The organism is Kluyvera genomosp. 3 (assembly GCF_011765685.1).
GTDB classification, from domain to species: domain Bacteria; phylum Pseudomonadota; class Gammaproteobacteria; order Enterobacterales; family Enterobacteriaceae; genus Kluyvera; species Kluyvera georgiana_A.
This window is the reverse complement of sequence record NZ_CP050321.1, coordinates 2,500,323-2,516,396: the sequence shown is the minus strand read 5'-3', so window position 1 is coordinate 2,516,396 and position 16,074 is coordinate 2,500,323. Positions and strand designations below refer to the sequence as shown.

20 protein-coding genes are annotated in these 16,074 nt (G+C 51.6%); 13 read left to right on the top strand and 7 right to left on the bottom strand.

Annotation, left to right across the window (positions count from 1 at the left end; genetic code table 11):
• Positions 1-274 precede the first annotated feature (274 nt).
• Together GY169_RS11745 and GY169_RS11740 are read right to left on the bottom strand one after the other, a co-directional pair.
• On the bottom strand, positions 275-1,969 hold the full coding sequence (locus tag GY169_RS11745) for an NAD-dependent malic enzyme (RefSeq protein WP_163445586.1): 1,695 nt from the start codon (positions 1,967-1,969) through the stop codon (positions 275-277).
• Between the two features lie 235 nt (positions 1,970-2,204).
• Positions 2,205-2,963, bottom strand: coding sequence for a class I SAM-dependent methyltransferase (locus tag GY169_RS11740; RefSeq protein ID WP_163445588.1), 759 nt, complete (start codon positions 2,961-2,963; stop codon positions 2,205-2,207).
• 102 nt (positions 2,964-3,065) lie between these two features.
• On the opposite strand from GY169_RS11740, the gene GY169_RS11735 reads away from it, so the two are divergent.
• Positions 3,066-3,872, top strand: a complete 807-nt coding sequence (locus GY169_RS11735) for a helix-turn-helix transcriptional regulator (RefSeq protein ID WP_167575840.1) — start codon at positions 3,066-3,068, stop codon at positions 3,870-3,872.
• Here the strand turns inward: GY169_RS11735 and GY169_RS11730 are convergent.
• Positions 3,862-4,767 carry a LysR family transcriptional regulator gene (locus GY169_RS11730; protein ID WP_163445592.1) on the bottom strand — a complete coding sequence of 302 codons (906 nt, stop codon included), beginning with the start codon at positions 4,765-4,767 and terminating at the stop codon, positions 3,862-3,864. The genes GY169_RS11735 and GY169_RS11730 overlap by 11 nt on opposite strands.
• Positions 4,768-4,882: 115 nt before the next feature.
• On the opposite strand from GY169_RS11730, the gene GY169_RS11725 reads away from it, so the two are divergent.
• The 5 genes from GY169_RS11725 to GY169_RS11705 all read left to right on the top strand — a co-directional run bounded on the left by GY169_RS11725 (position 4,883) and on the right by GY169_RS11705 (position 9,400).
• The gene (locus GY169_RS11725) at positions 4,883-5,860 is read left to right on the top strand and encodes a 2Fe-2S iron-sulfur cluster-binding protein (RefSeq protein WP_167575839.1); all 978 of its coding nucleotides are present in this window, start codon (positions 4,883-4,885) and stop codon (positions 5,858-5,860) included.
• A gap of 33 nt (positions 5,861-5,893) precedes the next feature.
• Positions 5,894-7,153, top strand: a complete 1,260-nt coding sequence (locus GY169_RS11720) for an aromatic ring-hydroxylating dioxygenase subunit alpha (protein ID WP_223882091.1) — start codon at positions 5,894-5,896, stop codon at positions 7,151-7,153.
• A 1-nt stretch (position 7,154) separates the two neighbouring features.
• On the top strand, positions 7,155-7,631 hold the full coding sequence (locus GY169_RS11715) for an aromatic-ring-hydroxylating dioxygenase subunit beta (protein ID WP_223882090.1): 477 nt from the start codon (positions 7,155-7,157) through the stop codon (positions 7,629-7,631).
• 10 nt (positions 7,632-7,641) lie between these two features.
• Positions 7,642-7,956, top strand: coding sequence for a non-heme iron oxygenase ferredoxin subunit (locus GY169_RS11710; RefSeq protein ID WP_163445599.1), 315 nt, complete (start codon positions 7,642-7,644; stop codon positions 7,954-7,956).
• A 373-nt stretch (positions 7,957-8,329) separates the two neighbouring features.
• Positions 8,330-9,400 (top strand): protein-tyrosine phosphatase family protein, encoded by a 1,071-nt coding sequence (locus GY169_RS11705; protein WP_167575838.1) that lies wholly within the window; start codon positions 8,330-8,332, stop codon positions 9,398-9,400.
• A 19-nt stretch (positions 9,401-9,419) separates the two neighbouring features.
• On the opposite strand, the gene GY169_RS11700 is transcribed toward GY169_RS11705, so the two are convergent.
• Complete coding sequence (locus GY169_RS11700; protein ID WP_167575837.1) at positions 9,420-10,304, bottom strand: LysR substrate-binding domain-containing protein; 885 nt, start codon at positions 10,302-10,304, stop codon at positions 9,420-9,422.
• 96 nt (positions 10,305-10,400) lie between these two features.
• Between GY169_RS11700 and GY169_RS11695 the strand changes: the two genes are divergently transcribed.
• Positions 10,401-10,724, top strand: a complete 324-nt coding sequence (locus GY169_RS11695) for a carboxymuconolactone decarboxylase family protein (RefSeq protein ID WP_223804186.1) — start codon at positions 10,401-10,403, stop codon at positions 10,722-10,724.
• Positions 10,715-11,095 (top strand): tautomerase family protein, encoded by a 381-nt coding sequence (locus tag GY169_RS11690; protein ID WP_167575836.1) that lies wholly within the window; start codon positions 10,715-10,717, stop codon positions 11,093-11,095. Before GY169_RS11695 ends, GY169_RS11690 begins: the two co-directional genes overlap by 10 nt.
• Positions 11,096-11,127: 32 nt before the next feature.
• On the opposite strand, the gene GY169_RS11685 is transcribed toward GY169_RS11690, so the two are convergent.
• The gene (locus tag GY169_RS11685) at positions 11,128-12,105 is read right to left on the bottom strand and encodes an NAD(P)H-dependent flavin oxidoreductase (protein WP_167575835.1); all 978 of its coding nucleotides are present in this window, start codon (positions 12,103-12,105) and stop codon (positions 11,128-11,130) included.
• Between the two features lie 149 nt (positions 12,106-12,254).
• Here GY169_RS11685 and GY169_RS11680 point away from each other — a divergent pair, with 149 nt between their 5' ends.
• The gene (locus tag GY169_RS11680) at positions 12,255-13,145 is read left to right on the top strand and encodes a LysR family transcriptional regulator (protein WP_167577293.1); all 891 of its coding nucleotides are present in this window, start codon (positions 12,255-12,257) and stop codon (positions 13,143-13,145) included.
• A gap of 4 nt (positions 13,146-13,149) precedes the next feature.
• Here the strand turns inward: GY169_RS11680 and GY169_RS11675 are convergent, their stop codons facing one another.
• On the bottom strand, positions 13,150-13,734 hold the full coding sequence (locus GY169_RS11675) for a GDP-mannose pyrophosphatase (protein WP_167575834.1): 585 nt from the start codon (positions 13,732-13,734) through the stop codon (positions 13,150-13,152).
• Positions 13,735-13,896: 162 nt separating this feature from the next.
• On the opposite strand from GY169_RS11675, the gene GY169_RS11670 reads away from it, so the two are divergent.
• The 4 genes from GY169_RS11670 to GY169_RS11655 all read left to right on the top strand — a co-directional run bounded on the left by GY169_RS11670 (position 13,897) and on the right by GY169_RS11655 (position 15,555).
• Entirely contained in the window at positions 13,897-14,223 is a 327-nt protein-coding gene (locus GY169_RS11670) for an antibiotic biosynthesis monooxygenase family protein (RefSeq protein WP_167575833.1), read from the top strand.
• Positions 14,216-14,608: an amino acid-binding protein gene (locus tag GY169_RS11665; RefSeq protein WP_167575832.1), complete on the top strand. Its 393-nt coding sequence runs from the start codon at positions 14,216-14,218 to the stop codon at positions 14,606-14,608. The genes GY169_RS11670 and GY169_RS11665 overlap by 8 nt, the downstream gene beginning before the upstream one ends.
• The gene (locus GY169_RS11660; RefSeq protein WP_167575831.1) at positions 14,605-15,315 is read left to right on the top strand and encodes an ArsR/SmtB family transcription factor; all 711 of its coding nucleotides are present in this window, start codon (positions 14,605-14,607) and stop codon (positions 15,313-15,315) included. The genes GY169_RS11665 and GY169_RS11660 overlap by 4 nt, the downstream gene beginning before the upstream one ends.
• 93 nt (positions 15,316-15,408) lie before the next feature.
• Entirely contained in the window at positions 15,409-15,555 is a 147-nt protein-coding gene (locus tag GY169_RS11655; RefSeq protein ID WP_223882164.1) for a hypothetical protein, read from the top strand.
• 10 nt (positions 15,556-15,565) lie between these two features.
• Here GY169_RS11655 and GY169_RS11650 read toward each other — a convergent pair whose 3' ends face one another.
• Positions 15,566-16,009, bottom strand: coding sequence for a VOC family protein (locus tag GY169_RS11650; RefSeq protein ID WP_163445617.1), 444 nt, complete (start codon positions 16,007-16,009; stop codon positions 15,566-15,568).
• Positions 16,010-16,074: the final 65 nt, after the last annotated feature.

Genomic DNA, 16,074 nt, shown 5'->3' with positions numbered 1-16,074 from the left:
ATAACGCTTGAGCTGGTGCGATCACCAAATGTATGTGAAACATTGAAAATTTCACAGTACAGCATAATTAGCCTCCTTTTCATGATGTCAGATGATTCGGTGAATGCAGTGTAGCGGGTGTGTAATGTCTTTGCCACCAAAGATATTAGTTACAACATACATGTGAAGTGTTAAAGATAAGACACATTCGGCATTGTGCATAACATCGTTTTCAGCCAGAAGAGTGAGTAAAAAACCCGGCGTCACGCTTGCTCAGCCGGGCTAATGGGACAGGTTAAATCGAGGTACGACGATAGCTGCGATATTCCGGCAGCCAGAAGTTCTCATCAATCGCTTCTTGCAGCGCGTCAGCAGAGGTATTCGTCGCGACCCCCTGTTGCTGCGCCATCTTACCCACCGCAAAGGCGATGGCACGTGAGACGATGTGAATATCCTTCAGCTCCGGAAGCACCAGTCCTTCGCCGTGGTTAGCGAGCGGAGAGTGTTTCGCCAGGGTTTCGCTCGCCGACATCAGCATTTCGTCGGTGATACGCGAAGCGCCGGAAGCGATCACGCCCAGACCAATACCCGGGAAAATATAAGAGTTATTACACTGGGCGATCGGGTACACCTTATCTTTCCAGGTCACCGGCGCGAACGGGCTGCCGGTAGCAACCAGCGCCTGACCATCAGTCCAACTGATGATATCCTGCGGCGTGGCTTCTACACGTGACGTCGGGTTCGATAATGGCATCACAATCGGACGCGGGCAGTGTTTGTGCATTTCACGAATAATCTCTTCCGTGAACAGGCCCGTCTGACCAGATACGCCAATCAGGATATTCGGCTTCACGTTACGCACCACATCGAGCAGTGAAATCTGCTCATTGTCATGCTGCCAGTCGTGAATTTTTTCCTGTTTTTGCACCAGTTTACTCTGGAACGGCAGCAGGTTAGGCATCTGGTCGGTCAGCAGACCGAAACGGTCGACCATAAACACGCGGCTGCGAGCCTGTTCTTCGCTCAGACCTTCACGCTGCATCTGCGAAATGATCTGCTCGGCGATGCCGCAGCCCGCAGAACCGGCCCCGAGGAAGACAATTTTCTGCTCATTCAACTGGCTACCCGCCGCGCGGCTTGCCGCAATCAGCGTACCGACGGTGACCGCCGCAGTGCCCTGAATATCGTCGTTAAAGCAGCAGATTTCATCACGATAGCGGTTTAACAGCGGCATCGCGTTTTTCTGCGCAAAATCTTCGAACTGCAGCAGCACGTTTGGCCAGCGCTGTTTCACGGCCTGGATAAAGTCATCAACAAACTGGTAGTACTCTTCGTCGCTGATACGCGGGTTACGACAGCCCATATACAGCGGGTCGTTCAACAACTGTTGATTGTTGGTGCCGACGTCCAGTACCACCGGAAGGGTGTAGGCAGGGCTGATGCCGCCGCAGGCGGTGTACAGCGAAAGCTTACCGATAGGGATCCCCATACCGCCGATACCCTGGTCGCCCAGGCCGAGAATACGTTCTCCGTCGGTAACCACAATGACTTTGATGTTGTGGTTTGGCACATTTTGCAGGATATCGTCCATGTTGTGACGATTCTGATAAGAGATGAAGACGCCACGCGCACGACGATAAATCTCAGAGAAACGTTCGCAGGCCGCACCGACAGTCGGCGTGTAGATAACCGGCATCATCTCATCGAGATGGTTTTCAACCAGACGGTAGAACAGCGTTTCGTTGGTATCCTGAATGTTGCGTAGGTAGATATGCTTATCGATTTCAGTTTTGAAACCCTGATATTGAATCCAGGCGCGCTCGGCCTGTTCTTCAATACTCTCGACAACCTCGGGCAGTAGCCCCAGCAGGTTGAAGTTGCTGCGTTCTTCCATACTGAACGCGCTGCCTTTATTCAGCAGCGGAAATTCCAACAGAACCGGCCCCGCATAAGGGATATACAGGGAACGATTTTTCTTGCCTGGTAACATCTGACTTAACTCCGTTATCTTCACTCCAGACCCAGCGGCGGGTGCAGCGCGCAAGATTATAGAGCAACGCTTAACATGATGGTGGCAAATCGATAGAAAGGGCACAAAAAAGCGGGTGACTGCCTAAAAGCTCGGCAATTTCAGGTTTGTTTGATGGTCTTTCATTGTGACAGTGTCACTTTTAAACTGAAGTAAGAAAAGAGGTTGCCGCCAATTCTGGCGACAACCTGCACTTTTAGCGTGCCTGGAACATAATGGTGTCGGAAGTGAAGCTGCCATCCGCGGCAATAGCGAAATGCTCGCGTACCTCATGAGAGACTTTTTCTTGCAGGTAACGAATGGCCTCAATGATATTGTCCGGCGTTTTCATCCGCGCAACCCAGGAGGAGAACTCCAGGTGCAGCGTATCGCCAACCAGTTTATCGACGACCATTCCCCGGTTATTGACCATCGCCAGCCATTCGCCTTGCGAATAATTGCGAATGTGCGATGGATCGCGCAGCATTTCAATGGTTTGCAGCCACACATCCAGAATCGCTTTTCCCGGTGATGCAATATCCATCATGATAAAGCGGCCACCTGGTTTCAGGACGCGGCGAATCTCCATCAGCGCCGCCTGCATATCGTGCCAGTGGTGGGCGGAATAGCGGCTGATAACGATATCAAAGCTGTTATCGCCAAATGGCAATATTTCTGCCGGGCCTTGCGCACAGGTAATGTTGTTGAGCCCACGTTTTTGCGCCTCCTCGGCAACCACTGCCAGCATCCCTTCAGAGAGATCGTATGCTGTCACCTGCGCAACCTGCGTCGCGGCGGTAAAACTGGCGTGCCCGGCACCACAGCCAACATCCAGTACCGTGGCCTCGCTATCTTCGGATAACCATTCGCTCAGGCGTCGCAAATCGGCTCCCTGGGCGTGGACATTGCTCTGTAAATAGGCCGCCGCCTGACCGCCAAACTGTGACTTCACCAATGCTTCATGATGGTTGTTCATACCCGTCTTCCTCTGTTGTTATGTTCTTGTTAAAACGGACTATACGCCGGGATAAATACGGGTACAATATTGGCACTTATACTGGTATATCGAGTTACTACCATGGACAAAAGCGGGCTGACAGGGCCAGAAGCGTTGGGGGCATTTTTACGCGTGAAGCGAGAAAGCACCTCGCCGGAAATGTTGGGCATTCCCGTTCTTTCACGCCGGAGAACGAAGGGGCTACGGCGTGAAGAGGTCGCACAAATGAGCGGTATCAGTACCACCTGGTATACCTGGCTGGAGCAGGGGCGTGATATCACCGTTTCCGCACAAACGCTCTCTGGTATTGCCATTGCGCTGCAGCTCAAACCCGCAGAGCGTGAATATCTCTTTTTGTTGGCGCATAAGAGCGACCCACTCAGCGAACAGGTACCTGCGGTAGAACAGACGATTCTGTCTACCGTGCATCACGTCTCGGAACCTTGCTATCTGCTGGATCTCACCTGGCAGGTGCTGGCGTGGAATAAAGGCGCTGAGACGCTGTTTAGCGGCTGGCTGGGCACCGAACCCGCACCCAATATGATGACTTTTATGTTCCAGCATCCGCTGGCGCGCACGCTGGTCGATAACTGGGAAGCGCGTGCGCGGCGTATCGTCGCTGAACTCCGTTCAGATGCGATTCATTATCCGAAGGACAGCACGCTTAACGCGTTTGTGCAGCAAATGAACGATAACAGCCGCGATTTTCGTGAGTTCTGGTCTCAACAGCAGGTCATTGTACGGGAAGGGGGCGAACGCGTTTTTCATCATGCGGTAAAAGGTGACGTCACCTATCGGCAACTGAGTTGGCAACTGGCAAGCAACCGGGCGTTAAAAATGATCATGCTGGTCCCGGAGAGTGATTCGCAGCATTCTGTTACTCGGTAAATAGCCTCATAAAACAACGACGTAGCCAGGTGTTGGCGGCGTCCTGATGGACGTGACTGTGCCAGAACAGGTTAATCTGAATACGGGGTAACTCATAGGGCAACGGACGAATAATCAGCCCGAAGCGCTGCGCGGTTTGCAGCGCCAGCTTCTCCGTCACGGTGACGATAAAGTCGGTCTCACTGAGAATATAGGGGATTGCCATAAAATGCGGCACGCAGAGCGGGCTAAGATCGGTCACGCCTGCTTTGGCAAATAGCTCAAAAATCCGTTTATGCCCGGAATCCTGGGCCATCACTTTGATGTGCTGCGCAGCCCGGAAGGCCTCTTCATCAAAGGGAACGGTGCTCAAAGGATGATCCTTTCGCATTAAACACACATAGCGTTGATCGAACAGTCGGCGCTGATAAAACCCCGCCTCAAGCTGTGGCAGCAGCCCAATGGCCAAATCGACACCGCCATTCTCCATCTCGATTTTTAACGGTACCGCCGTGTCGCGCACGGTGGTAATTCGTACCCCAGGCGCTTCTTTGCTGAGCAAATTCATCAGCCGCGGCAGCAGATAAATTTCACCAAGGTCGGTCATCGCCACGCGAAATTCTCGCTGACTGTCACAGGGATTAAACGTATTACGGTAGTTCAGCGTTTTTTCTAGTGTGCTCAATACCTCATCGACATCTGCCGCTATCGCCTCGGCATAGGGCGTCGGGCGCATCCCGCGCGACGCTTTTTCAAACAATTCATCGCCCAGCATAATACGCAGGCGCTTTAGCGCATGGCTTACCGAAGGCTGCGTGAGCCCCATAATTTCCGCAACACGCCCGGTATGACGCTCGCTGTACATATGGCGAAAGACCACCAGAAGATTGAGATCCACTTCGTTTAAACGTGACATAGATATCGTTATCAATCCGATTAATAACCGCTATAAACCGTACGGCATATCTCACCGCTCCGTTTTTTTATACGCTTTGTTAACAAAATAACAACATTAAAGGTAAGGAACTGTGATGCAAGTGGATTTCACTCCGGTTAACCGCCAGGTCACCGTTACCCCCGGCAGCAATCTGCTGGACGTCTTACGCGAGCAACAAATTCCTATCTCATACAGCTGCATGGCGGGGCGCTGTCAGACCTGTCGCTGTAAGGTGGTTAGCGGTAACGTCGAACAAATTCTGCCGGATGATGTGCCAGAAATGGCGGCGGGTGAGGTGCTGGCCTGTTGTACCACGCTGCACTCGGCGTGCACCATTGAGCTGCCGCCCGCCGATGAGATCGTGGTGCATCCGGCGCGAACGTTAAAAACCACGGTGACGGCATTTTCACCGCTGTGCCACGACGTATGGCAGCTTCGCCTGAAGCCCGCCAAACCCTTTACCTGGTCAGCCGGACAGTTTGTCAGACTGACGTTTCCCGGCGGCGGTCAGCGCAGCTACTCAATGGCAGGGCTCCCGCAGGACGATGAGCTGGAGTTTCATATTCGCATCGTCTCTGATGGGCGTGTCACACCGGGCCTGGTCGAGAGCCTGACACCGGGGACGATGATCAAACTCAACGGTCCGATGGGCGGCAGCTGGCTGCGACAAAAACATGACGGCCCAATGCTGTGCGTCGCCGGCGGCACTGGCCTGGCGCCGCAACTCTCTATTATTCGTGCGGCGCTGGCAGCCGGGATGGCTAACCCCATTCATCTTTACTACGGCTGCCGATGGGCTAGCGATCTCTACGGTGTGGATCAGTTGGAGTCGCTCGCCCAAACCTATCGCAATTTCCGTTACCACCTCGTTCTGAGTCAGGAAACCCCATCCGCAGCGTACCGCACAGGCCGACTGCCCGCAGCTGTCGCCCTGGATCTTCCCGCCTTAACCGGCTGGAAAGTTTACCCCGCCGGACCACCGGCAATGGTCGAAGCCATGAGCCTTCAGGCTCGCGCCCTGGGCGCGCGGGCTGACGATATTCATGCCGACGCGTTTTATTACCAACCGTAATGTCGTTTCCCGGATAGATAACGAAAAGGAGTCATGATGAGCTTCACCTCTGCACCCAATAGCAATTTACTCTGGCCTGACGACGGCACCAGCCGCATTCCTTACTGGGCCTATACCCGCGACGATATCTACCAGCGCGAACTGGAGAAAATTTTCTACGGCAAACACTGGTGCTACGTGGCGCTGGAAGCGGAGATCCCGGAACCGGGCGATTTTGTCCGCAGCGTGGTGGGCGAACGCTCGGTGATTGCCGTACGCAACCCGCAGGGCGAGATCAACGTGGTTGAAAATGTCTGTGCCCACCGTGGAATGCGCTTCTGTCGGGAAAAATCCGGCAACCGCACGGATTTTGTCTGTCCCTATCATCAATGGAATTACGACCTCGACGGTAACCTGCAGGGCGTGCCATTCCGCCGCGGTGTCAAGCAGGATGGCAAAGTGAACGGCGGGATGCCTAAAGATTTTAACCCCGCGGAACACGGGCTGAAAAAACTCAACGTCGCCTGCCATAACGGCGTGGTATTCGCCTCATTTTCGTACGATGTCGAGCCGTTAGAGCAGTATCTGGGCCCGGAAATTCTGGCCTATTTTGAACGTGTCTTCAGTGGTCGTCAGTTGAAGTTACTGGGTTATAACCGTCAGCGTATTCCTGGCAACTGGAAGCTGATGCAGGAGAATATTAAAGATCCGTACCACGCAGGCCTGCTACATACCTGGTTTGTTACTTTTGGGCTATGGCGCGCCGATAATCGCTCCCAGTTGATTATGGATGATCAATATCGCCACGCAGCGATGATCAGCCGTAAAGGCAACGGCGGTAAAAGTGCGGTCACTCAAGGCGTGAGCAGCTTTAAGGAGCAGATGCAACTTAACGACGCCAGCTTCCTCGACGTGGTAGAGGAGCTCTGGTGGAATGGCCCAACGGTAGTAATGATGACGCTGTTTCCGAGTCTGGTGGTCCAGCAGAACGTCAACTCCATGTCGGTGCGCCATATCCAACCGCGAGGGCCAAACGAATTCGATTTCGTCTGGACCCATTTTGGCTTTGCCGATGACGACGACGAAATGACGCAACGTCGCCTTAAACAAGCCAATCTGTTCGGCCCAGCGGGTTTTGTGTCTGCGGATGATGGCGAAGTGGTGGAGTTCTCGCAGCAAGGCTTCCATCACAATGACCATCGTCGCACGCTCGCAGAAATGAACGGCACCGGCTACGAAAATACCGATCATATGGTTTCGGAAAGCTTAATTCGTGGGATGTATCACTACTGGCGCGGCGTACTGGAGATTTAACATGATGATTAACCCTGAAATCTGGCAGCAGCTGGTCGCGCTGCAAACGACGTACAGCGACATTGTCGACCGCGCAGAATGGGCGAGATGGACAGAACTGTTTACCGACGACTGTTGCTACAAGGTGATTCCACGCGAGAATTACGATCGCCAACTGCCGCTATCGACCATCAACCTGGAAAGCAAAGGGATGCTGAAGGATCGCATCTATGGTATCGCCGAGACGCTGTTCCACGATCCGTACTACCAACGTCACGTCGTGGGGCTGCCGCATATTCTGGCGATGGACGAGAAGGGCATTACCGCGCGTACTCACTATGCGGTTTTTCGCACCAAATCAGATGGGCATAGCGAAGTGTTTAATGTCGGCTACTACCTCGACACGGTGGTCCAAACCGCGGAAGGGCTACGATTTGCCAGCCGTCTGTGTATTTTTGATAGCGAACTGGTGCCCAACTCGCTGATCTATCCAATTTAAGGGGATAACGATGTCTGATAGCTGGATCTTAGCCGCCTCGCTGGCCGAACTGCCAGAAGATGATGTGATTGGCGTGGAGGTTAATGGCCGCGATATTGCGCTGTATCGCACCGATGAAGGCATTTTCGCCAGCGATAACCGTTGCTCACACGGCAATGCTCGCCTTAGCGATGGTTTTCTGGAAGACGGTGAAATTGAGTGCCCGTTGCATCAGGGACGTTTTTGCATCAAAACCGGAAAAGCGATGTGTAGCCCATTGACCGAGGGGGTGACGATTTACCCGGTGCAGGTTGAGGAAGAAAAGGTGTATCTCAAGTTTTCCTGATACCCATTGGCCCGGTACTCGCCGGGCCAAAAATGTTGCCAAAAAGTAAATTCCGAAATGGTCTCCTCGCTTTCGGAGAACGAAAATGTCTGTTGCAGACTCTCTTCTTGCTTTTTCTCTTGCCGCACAGGTACTCACGCTAATCAATTAACTCATGGCTGAATAATCGTTAAATGATATCTTTTTCAAAGAAGGGGAACTTAAGATATTCCTTTTCCCGGAAAAGGATGTTTGACCATGCCAGCAACACAACGCAGAACTATAATCGAGACTCATCAGATTGAGATAGGCTCTAAGTTAATTACAGCATTGGAAAACGCTAGCACACCTCTTAATCAGAGCATTAGCTCAACGCGTGAAAAATGGTAATAACATGATTAAAATGAATCCACCCATACTTTACATTAAAGCTCATCTATTCAAGAGCACTGTGGCCGCAGTTAGTTTGGCTGAAAAGAATAAGACCCCTAACAACATTTGCTTTGCCAAAAGATTACTTGAGGTGAAAAATAGCCCTGAAAACTTGGGGAAAGATAAACCAGTTATTTATAATGGTATGAAAATGCTGCGCTCAGAGAAGTATGCACATCTTCTTTCCCGTACGAATGCTTTATTTCCAGCGCTGCCCGCCAAAGATTATGCTCAAAATAATAATGTGGAGGCCGAGTATAATAAAATAAATGAGCTTACGCAGTCTTTTCAGTATATCACCGTTCCGAATCTTCAGCGTTACAACGATATAGGTACAGCTGTATGTTCACAGATTCGAACATCAAACGGCACGGCTATGCCAGCAAATAAGATTTCGATTAACGGTCAAGAAATTGCAATGCGCTGCCAGTATCCCAAAGCTGATCATATGGCCGAGCATTGCCGGATGTTGCTGGAGCAAAAGCCAGCAGTGGTCGTTGTGTTATCCTCATCAAATGATATTGCCGATAAAGGACTTCCTATGTATTTTTGTGAAAGTGGGAATTATGATGGCATACAGGTTGCCATCGCGCCAAAAATTAACAAAAATACAAGAGTGAAAGTAAATACGCAAATTGGAAGTTTAATATTAAATCATTATAACATGAAGATTAATGATGGGCAGAAGGAAAGTACGCATTCAGTTACCCATGTTACAAATTGGCCCGATAAAACCTCAATTAACGTGATGGAATTAAATGAATTGACTCGTTATGTCAAGAATAAAATAAGCGATAAATGCGCGGAAAATAATAATATTAGTGAAATGCCACTGATTCATTGCAATGCCGGGGTTGGCCGCACCGGTACGTTAATCGGGGCAATGGCATTAGCTGATAACGCCAATCAACATAGCGTTGAAAATATTGTTCTGAATATGCGGAAAACGGGCTCTGGAAAGATGGTGCAAACTTTGGAACAATACCAAACGCTATGCGAATTTAATGAGATGTTAAGGACAGGGCAGCCGTAAGCGCTTCATAGGATTAGCGTTAAGCAGCCGCTAGCGCCTGGACAATCAGTTGCTCCAGTAGCAAATGTGCCGGGTGTTGTGCCGATAAACTGGCGGGATTATGTTTTAACGTGATTCCCATAACGCCCGGCGAAGGCAGTCGGGCGTTTACCGTTCTTAGATTCGCTGGCATGCCGACCCGCGTACGGACGGTAAGCCCCAAGCCCGCCTGAACCGCGGCCCAAATACCGCCCAGACTATGGCTAACGAATACCACACGCCAGGGAATTCCCGCGTTATCCAGGGCTGCCGTGGCACGAGCGCGCATCAGGCAGGGGTGTTCAAACATCACCAGGGGAATGGGCTCTCCGTCGGCAAGTAATTGATCAAGAACCCCATTTTCTGAGCCAATCCACTCCAGCGGCCGTACGTCTAACAGTTTGCCATCGCTTGCGTTGAGGTCCGGCTGCCAGAACAGGGCCATATCCAGAGCCTGTTCAGCAAGAGCCTGCTGTAAGGGGTCATTACGGTCAACTTTCGCCATGATCCTGACGTCAGGATGTTGATAATGAAATTGTCCCAGAATGCCAGGCATCAACGACTCGCCAAAGTCCTCCTGCATGCCAATACGTATTTCACCTTGCAACTGGGCACCCTTGATGGCTTGTTGTGCTTCATCGCTCAAGGCCAACAGGCGACGTCCGTAAGCCAGCAAGATTTCTCCCTGAGAAGTAAGCTGGAGGTGACGACCTTTTTTCGTCACCAGCGCGGCACCGCACTGATGTTCGAGCTTTTTGAGCTGAGCGCTGACGGCAGATGTTGACCGGCAAAGCAGCGTGGCCGCCTGGGCGAAACTACCGCACTCAATACCGGTTATAAAACTACGTAACGCGTCCAGATCCAGTGCAGGAAGCCTCTTTTGCATATTCATCCTTTTTATCAGGACGGTTGGTCCTGAACTATTCGATATTCAGGACACTACTGTTGCGCCAGTATGAGGGGACTGTCAATACGGAGAACCATTATGTCGTCATCACTGGATCGTCATACCCTGGCAAAAATAGCCCCAAAACTTGCCGAAGTGAGCAGCCAACTCCTTTTCAATGATATCTGGCAGAGGGAAGACCTCTCTCCACGCGACCGTAGCCTGATAACCCTGTCCGCGCTAGCGGCGATGGGGCGCACACAACAGATACCCTGGCACCTGGACTTTGCACGTCAAAACGGTCTGCAGCAGGAAGAGATCATAGAGGCCTTTACGCATCTGGCTTTTTATATCGGCTGGCCCGCAGCCGTCACGGCGCTGGGCTGCATCAGTGAAAAGGAGGAACGATCATGCCCTTAACGCGCATAACGCTGGGTGATATCTATAGCGATACACAGATAGCAAAGGTGTCGACGATTCTTCATCAAAGCCTGGTCGATAGCTTTGCTGTTCCCGTTGAAGACTGTTTTCAGTTGATCGATAAATTGCCGGCCAATCAGCGCATATTCAATACTCACTACCTCAGCGGTGGACGTAGTGAAGGATTTGTCCTGATACAGATCACCGCAGGCCGGCCGCGAACGTGGGAACAAAAGCAAAGCTTTTATCGCATGCTGAACGAACGTCTTGAACGTGAACTGGCTATCTCACCGGATGATGTGATGATAATTATCCAGTTCAACCAGGCTGAGGACTGGAGTTTTAGCCGCGGTGAAATGTTTTGTCCCTAAGTCAAAGGGCAGCGCAGGCTGCCCTTGTTATGTTATGCCGATAATTGTTCGACCACTTCAGCGACGCTGAGAATCTGTTTAATACCGCCAATACCGGTACCCAGTGAGATATAGCCTTCATCGGTGTTGCCTTCCAGCATACCAAGGCGTAAACCACGCAGGCCGCCCATCACGCTGGCTAACTCTTCTTTACTGGCGCCTGCTTTATCGAGTGCGACCAGTTTCTCTGCCAACTTCCCAGGCAGCGAGCGATAGTAGTCGGGCAGGGTGCGGAACAAACGTAAATCAAGGCCGTTCGCCGCGACAATTTTCTCTTTAACTGACTGCGGCACACGGTTTTCCACGGTGCTGATGAACACGGAACCCGCGAATATCCCTTCAGCGCCCAGCGCATAGGCGGCTTTGGCCGTACGCTTATCAACGATACCGCCGGCGGCAAGAACCGGAACGTTTTCTACGGCATCGACAATCAACGGGACAATAGAGAACGTCCCCAGTGCGGTACCTGGCAGAGTGCCACCTTCATCAAAACCGGTGGCGACAATCATATCGGCGCCGGCATGTTCCGCTGCACGGCTGTTGGCGGGCGTCGGGTTAATGTCGCGATAGATAATGACGATACCGGCCGCTTTCAGCTCATCAAACAATTCAGGAATAATCGCACCGTCGCTGTAGCCAGTATAAACCACGGCTTTTACCGCTTCTTCTTTGATCACCTGTAGGATTCCCGGTGTCCAGATATCATTCTCCGCTGAAGGGATCAGGTTTACGGCGAACGGTTTTTCGGTCAGTTTTTTGGTTTTGCGAATCTCTTCGCGCATTTTCTCTGCGGTTTCTTCCGGCGTTGAGACGGCGGTCTCAGCGGTCAACCCGGCATTTGGCCCCAGCACACCAAGGCCTCCGGCATTACTGACAGCAGCGACCAGTCGCGCATCGGTCAACCAGGAAAGAGGCCCCTGAATGACCGGCTTTTCGATACCTAAAATCTGACATATACGGTTATTTTTCATGATGTTATTTCCTTGTTACAGCGCGAATTCGCTGGAATAAGGGCAGTGTAGAGTGGTTTATTATTCAGAAAAATAGTGAAAAATGTTCATCACTGTTATTAAATTAGTAACAATGGGGTGATGACAGAAAAGGGGCGTGTACTATGCAGATGAATCTATTTGAAAATATTAAAATATTTATCGAAATCATCGATTCCGGCAGTTTCACTCAGGCCGCGGAAAACCTGCAAATTCATCGTCCCGCTGTGACCAGGGCGGTACAACAACTGGAACAACATAGCGGGGTGCGGCTGCTGCAACGTACCACGCGCCGCATCTATCTGACGCCGGAAGGCGAAGAGTTTTATCGGCGCAGTAAGCCACTGCTGTCCCAGGCCGATGATTTACTGGAATCCTTTTCACCGGACCGGCCGCTACATGGTCAGTTGCGCGTTGATATGCCCATTGCCTTTGCTCGCCTGGTCGTCGTACCTAAACTGCAGGAGTTCTATCAAGCTCACCCGGATCTCGAGATTATCCTGAGCAGTAGCGACGTGCGTCGCGACATGCTACGTGACGGTCTTGACTGTGTGCTACGTGTAGGAGAGCTAGACGACGGAGACTATGTGGCTCGCCCATTGGGAACCGTGAAAAGAATGACCTGCGCCAGCCCACACTACCTTGCGCAATACGGCACGCCAGAAACCCTTGCCGACCTTCAGCATCACCATGCCGTGAACTGGATTATCAGCAACGACCGCGAAGTCATTCCCTGGCACTTTGTGACACCCGCTGGCATCGAAGAGATCACCTTGCCGGGCAAGCTGATCCTCGATAACTCGGAAGTGTATATTGCGGCAGGCCTCGCCGGGCTTGGCCTGCTTCAGGGGATGAATTTCTTCTTACAGCCGTATATCGACAGCGGCCAATTGGTGGAGGTGCTGCCAGACTTCCCGTGCCCGTCGCGCAAACTGTCGCTGCTTTACCCTCATCGCCATTTATCGCATAAGGTGAGGGGGTTTGCCCAATGGCTGGAAGGGTTGCTGGGCTGCCTGCGTTAATGGCTTAGAGAATGCCTTTGTGCGCCATGTAATAGAGCAGCATAATCGTTTTGCCATCAACAATCGCGCCGCTATCAATGGCGGCCAATGCTTCGTCAAAGGCCATCTCCAGTACTTCAATATCTTCGCCCTCCGCTGCCAGGCCGCCGCCGGTGCTCACTTTATCCCGAGCGGTATACTCCGCAATAAAAAAATGCAGCTTTTCAGTCACGGAGCCCGGGCTCATAAAGGCCTCTAAAACCTTCTGCACGTTGGCAAGGCGAAAACCGGTTTCTTCTTCAGCTTCTGCCTTAATGCGGCTTTCCGCATCCATATTGTCCAGCAATCCCGCTGCCGTCTCGATTAAATACCCTGGATAGCCGTTCATGTAGGTTGGAAAACGGAACTGGCGGGTGAGAATTACCGTCCGACGTTCGCGGTTGTAGAGCAGGATCGTCGCGCCGTTACCACGGTCATAGACTTCGCGACTTTGCCGCTGCCATTCGCCGTTCTGCCGCTGTAGCTCAAAAGTATATTTTTTTAGCACATACCAGTCATCTGAGAGGGTGTCTGTCTTGATAATGCGTATTTTTGCGTTTTTTTCGTGCACAGGGGTTTCTCCATTGTTGAAAAAACATCATATACGGCACATTCGTGCATTATCAAGATAATTCATGCATTCAACACGGCGGACACATTTCGTTGGCTATCGAAGTATTCAACGTTTTCAAACGCTACAGTGGCCACCTCAATATATATGTAGGAGGTTGTGATGATTGCCGTACTGTTTGAAGCACAAGCCGTAGCCGCCCACCAGAGCCGATACCTGGCGCTGGCCGCCGAGCTGCGGTCAGAACTGGAAAAGACCCCCGGATTTATTGCCCTTGAGAGATTTCAAAGTTTGTCGACAGAAGGCAAAATTTTGTCGTTATCCTGGTGGAAAGATGAAGAATCTGTACGGGAATGGAAGCAAAATGCATTACATGCGGCCGCGCAACAAGAAGGAAAGCAGACCCTCTTCAGTGACTATCGTATTCGTGTCGCACAGGTCATTCGGGAATATTCATCCGATCAACGAGGGCACGCGCATCATGTATGATATTCATGTTATTTTGCGTGCTTGCCCGGGAGAACTGGCAAAATTAGGTACGACTCTGGGGCAGCACGGTATAGGCCTGGAAGGCGGCGGTGTTTTTACCGCAGGCGAGGTAGCGCATGCTCATTTTCTGGTCTCAGAGGGCGAACGGGCGCAACAGGTTCTGTGCGATGCCGGGATTCAGGGTGTTAGCGTTACCGAGCCATTGATTCGTCAACTTAAACAAGAACGACCCGGTGAATTAGGTGAAATCGCTCGCGTGTTGGCTGAGCAGGGTATTAACATCCTCGTACAGTACAGCGACCATGATAACCACTTGATTCTACTGACCGATAATAACCAACTGGCAGACAGTATCACGAAACCCTGGAGTGTGAATTTGTCATGAAGTTGCTTGAAGCAAAGCAGGAACTCGATGATGGCGAAGTTCTGCAACATGCGATGGCGGAGGTGGCAGCCGCCATCGCGGATCCCTCACGGGTTAGCATGCTTTGCGCGTTGATGGATGGGCGGGCGTGGACAGCAACGGAGCTGAGCGCGGTGGCGGATATTGCGCCATCAACCGCCAGCGCACATCTGAATAAACTATTGAGCGGTCAGCTTATTAGTTGCCTGTCTCAGGGGCGACATCGTTATTACCGGTTAGCAGGGCGAGGAATCGCCTCGCTGCTGGAAACGTTGATGGGCGTGTCGATGGCAAGGACGCCGCAGGTCAAAACCAGTGCTCCTGTTCATCTGCGTAAAGCGCGGACATGCTACGATCATTTGGCGGGAGAAATCGCGGTCGAGCTGTATGCGTTTATGACGGAAGCGGGCTGGTTTATCCCCGAAAAGGAGTCATTATCCGCGACCGGAATCACTCGATTTGCCGAGATAGGCGCGGTGCTGGCGCCTAGATCCAAACGAAAAGAAGCCTGTGGCTGTCTGGACTGGAGCGAACGACGGATGCATCTTGGCGGTAACGCCGGGGCAGCGATGCTGAAGGCCTTCGAACAAAATGGCTGGATTGAACGTGTACCGGGTTATCGGGAGGTGCGTTTTACTAGCCCCGGAGAACAGGCGCTGTTCCATTTCTTTAATGTGAAGCTGAAATAACGCCATTGCGCTGTCGAATATTAATAAGCTATGTTTGGACTTTATTTTACGGACATCGCCGATGAATATTCGCATTCCCCCTAAACTGATGCATTGCAATCAGCGCTTGGGGATTTACATATCCCCGTGATCTACGATGTCGATATCGGGCATATTCCACCGCAAATGACGCTGGTCAACGGAGTCCAGGCCACCGTGGTATTTGAAAAGCACGGTGGCTCAATTACGCAGCAGTTGTGATCCGCAGCGTTCAGCGGTTCTCGCGTAGCCATGGAGTAATTGTTACACCGGCCAATAAGCCCTCAGGGCTGAGCATTCGGGTTACCGTCTGGCCCCAGGGCTCTTTACGATTTGCGACTAACAGGCGATAACCCTGACGTTGTAAAACATCAGTCGCGATATCGATATTCTCGACTTCAAATTCAATCCAGCCTTGAGGTACAGGAATATCATCTGGCCATATTGCTGAGCCGAAGCAAGATTGAGCCGCCTGGGATAAGGGCCACAGTGCGAAATGTTTCACGCCGTTTAGTTCATCAACATCCGTCAGCAGATAATCGTCATTGCCGTCCATATGTTTTAAAGGCAGGTTAAGCGCGTCGGCGTAAAAAGATTTGCTGCTTTGTGTATCGCGGGTGACAGGACCAAAGCCGGCGACAAACAAAACATTCAGAGCGGGTAAACCGGGAACCATACTTCCTCCTGAAGATACCGTGAACAATGCGGACATAACGTTAATTTATACGTCAGGGGGTAACG

Bases quoted from the DNA above. Each gene is read 5' to 3' on its own strand.
- GY169_RS11690 (WP_167575836.1), top strand. From the start codon at position 10,715: ATGCCCTTAACGCGCATAACGCTGGGTGATATCTATAGCGATACACAG.
- GY169_RS11660 (WP_167575831.1), top strand. From the start codon at position 14,605: ATGAAGTTGCTTGAAGCAAAGCAGGAACTCGATGATGGCGAAGTTCTG.
- GY169_RS11720 (WP_223882091.1), top strand. From the start codon at position 5,894: ATGATGAGCTTCACCTCTGCACCCAATAGCAATTTACTCTGGCCTGAC.
- GY169_RS11715 (WP_223882090.1), top strand. From the start codon at position 7,155: ATGATGATTAACCCTGAAATCTGGCAGCAGCTGGTCGCGCTGCAAACG.
- GY169_RS11725 (WP_167575839.1), top strand. From the start codon at position 4,883: ATGCAAGTGGATTTCACTCCGGTTAACCGCCAGGTCACCGTTACCCCC.
- GY169_RS11740 (WP_163445588.1), bottom strand. From the start codon at position 2,963: ATGAACAACCATCATGAAGCATTGGTGAAGTCACAGTTTGGCGGTCAG.
- GY169_RS11650 (WP_163445617.1), bottom strand. From the start codon at position 16,009: ATGGTTCCCGGTTTACCCGCTCTGAATGTTTTGTTTGTCGCCGGCTTT.
- GY169_RS11670 (WP_167575833.1), top strand. From the start codon at position 13,897: ATGATTGCCGTACTGTTTGAAGCACAAGCCGTAGCCGCCCACCAGAGC.
- GY169_RS11745 (WP_163445586.1), bottom strand. From the start codon at position 1,969: ATGTTACCAGGCAAGAAAAATCGTTCCCTGTATATCCCTTATGCGGGG.
- GY169_RS11680 (WP_167577293.1), top strand. From the start codon at position 12,255: ATGAATCTATTTGAAAATATTAAAATATTTATCGAAATCATCGATTCC.
- GY169_RS11705 (WP_167575838.1), top strand. From the start codon at position 8,330: ATGATTAAAATGAATCCACCCATACTTTACATTAAAGCTCATCTATTC.
- GY169_RS11700 (WP_167575837.1), bottom strand. From the start codon at position 10,304: ATGCAAAAGAGGCTTCCTGCACTGGATCTGGACGCGTTACGTAGTTTT.
- GY169_RS11710 (WP_163445599.1), top strand. From the start codon at position 7,642: ATGTCTGATAGCTGGATCTTAGCCGCCTCGCTGGCCGAACTGCCAGAA.
- GY169_RS11685 (WP_167575835.1), bottom strand. From the start codon at position 12,105: ATGAAAAATAACCGTATATGTCAGATTTTAGGTATCGAAAAGCCGGTC.
- GY169_RS11735 (WP_167575840.1), top strand. From the start codon at position 3,066: ATGGACAAAAGCGGGCTGACAGGGCCAGAAGCGTTGGGGGCATTTTTA.
- GY169_RS11730 (WP_163445592.1), bottom strand. From the start codon at position 4,767: ATGTCACGTTTAAACGAAGTGGATCTCAATCTTCTGGTGGTCTTTCGC.
- GY169_RS11665 (WP_167575832.1), top strand. From the start codon at position 14,216: ATGTATGATATTCATGTTATTTTGCGTGCTTGCCCGGGAGAACTGGCA.